This is a genomic window from uncultured Aquincola sp., assembly GCF_964001545.1.
In the GTDB taxonomy this organism is placed as follows: Bacteria; Pseudomonadota; Gammaproteobacteria; order Burkholderiales; family Burkholderiaceae_C; genus Aquincola.
Map to the genome: position 1 here is coordinate 1 of NZ_CAXFDV010000049.1, position 1,739 is coordinate 1,739.

Here is a 1,739-nt window from a genome sequence, read left to right on the forward strand (position 1 = left end):
GACGTCGATGATGGTGGCTTCGATCTCCAGCGTCTGCGGCTCGATGTCCAGCGCGGCGATCAGCTGCTCGTACTGGGCCAGCCGGTCGGGTGCATCGCGCACGATGACGGCATTGAGCCGGGCATCGGCTTCCACCCGCACCATCGCGCCATCGGCCAGCGACAAGGCCTGCGGCGCCAGCGGCGGCAGGGCCGATCCGCCGGCGGCAGCATTGGGCTGGGCGCCCGGTGCAGCGCCGCCATAAGCACCCATGCCCGCACCCGCCGCGCCATAGGCTGCGGCCAGCACCGGGCCCGAGGCCATGGCCGCATCGGCCTGCGCGCCGCCCAGGGTGCCCTGCCCGCCCGGGCCACCCGCCCCACCACCGGCATAAGGCCGCGCCGCACGCTGGCCGCGCAGGCCGGGCACGGTGCCGTTGGCCGGTTGCTCCAGCGACTGCACCGCCACCTGGCTGCGCGACTGCGAACTCATCATCGCCCGCACGATGCTGGCCACGCCCGGCAGCACCACCTGCCGGCCGCCGAAGCTGATGCTGACGTCTTGCGCCCACGCATAACGCAGGTAGAACACCTTGAAGCCGCTGGGCGGGCCGGCGCGGTCGCTGACCAGTTGCGCACGGGTGATCTCTTCCACCTGCTCGATGAAGCGGCGGGTGCCGCTGACGATGAGCGTGCCGTCTTCGGTGCTGCGCACGGTGTTGCGGCCATCGGGCAGCCGCATCTCCAGCACGTTGCGCTGCACCCGCGCGGCCAGCGAAGGCGCCACCGGCAGCGTGCGCGTGACCATGTCCGACGGGGCATAGATGTGCAGCACCGCGCCGTCGTAGTACTCCACCAGGTTGAAGGCGCGGGCGATGTTGCGCCACACCCGCGCCGCCGGGCCGCTGAAGCTGCCGTTGACCGCGCCCTTGACGCTGGGGCTCACCGACACCGGCACATCCACCAGCCCGAACAGGTCCTGCAGGAAGGCGGCAATCGGCTGCTCACGCGCGGTGAGCTGCACTTCGCGTTCCGCGAAGGGAATGGGCATGGCCTGGGCAGGCGGCGCCGCCATCAGCGCGCTGAGCAGCGCGGCCACCAGCGCCACCAGCCAGGTGATGCACACGCGCTTCATGCGGCCTCCAGCATCGGCGCGCCCGGAGCGGCCACACGGTCGGCCACGTCGAGCTGCAGCGTGGGCACCAGCTCGTGGAAACTCAGCACAGGGGTGTCGAAGCATTCGTTCTCGATCAGCTTGCGCACGTGGCGCCGGATGTCCACCGCCGCCACCACGGCCGCGGGTTGATGGGCCTGCACCGACTGCACGAGGGTGGCGATCACCGCCTGCGCCAGTTGCGGGTCCAGGGCCAGCTGCTGCACACCGTTGCTCACGCGCACGGCCTGCCGCAGCTGTTCTTCCAGGTCGGGCATCAGCAGCACCGCGCGCAGACGGCCTGTGGGTGCACAGCGGTGGCTGAGCTGGCGCTTGACCGCGATGCGGGCCAGCTCGGTCAGCGCATACACGTCCTTCTCGCGCTGGGCGGCATCGGCCAGCGCTTCCAGGATGTCGCGGGCATGGCGGATGGGCACTTCCTCTTCCACCAGGCGGCGCAGCAGCTCGGCCACCTTCTGCAGCGGCAGCGCCCGCAGCACTTCCTTGACCACTTCGGGCATGTCCTGGCCGGCGCGGTGCAGCCAGGCGCTGGCTTCCTGCGTGCCGAAGAACAAGGCCAGGTGGCGGCGCAGCGCCTGGCGGGCCGA

Annotated in this window: 2 protein-coding genes; both read right to left on the reverse strand. The window is 71.3% G+C overall.

Translation table 11 applies throughout. The annotated features are described in order from the left end of the window. Positions 1 to 1,113, reverse strand: a 1,113-nt coding sequence (locus ABNT58_RS01790) for a secretin N-terminal domain-containing protein (protein WP_348751802.1), incomplete at its 3' end; no start/stop codon positions are given. Next, the coding region (locus ABNT58_RS01795) for an FHIPEP family type III secretion protein (RefSeq protein WP_348751803.1) at positions 1,110 to 1,739 on the reverse strand (630 nt) is incomplete at its 5' end. The genes ABNT58_RS01790 and ABNT58_RS01795, both read right to left, overlap by 4 nt.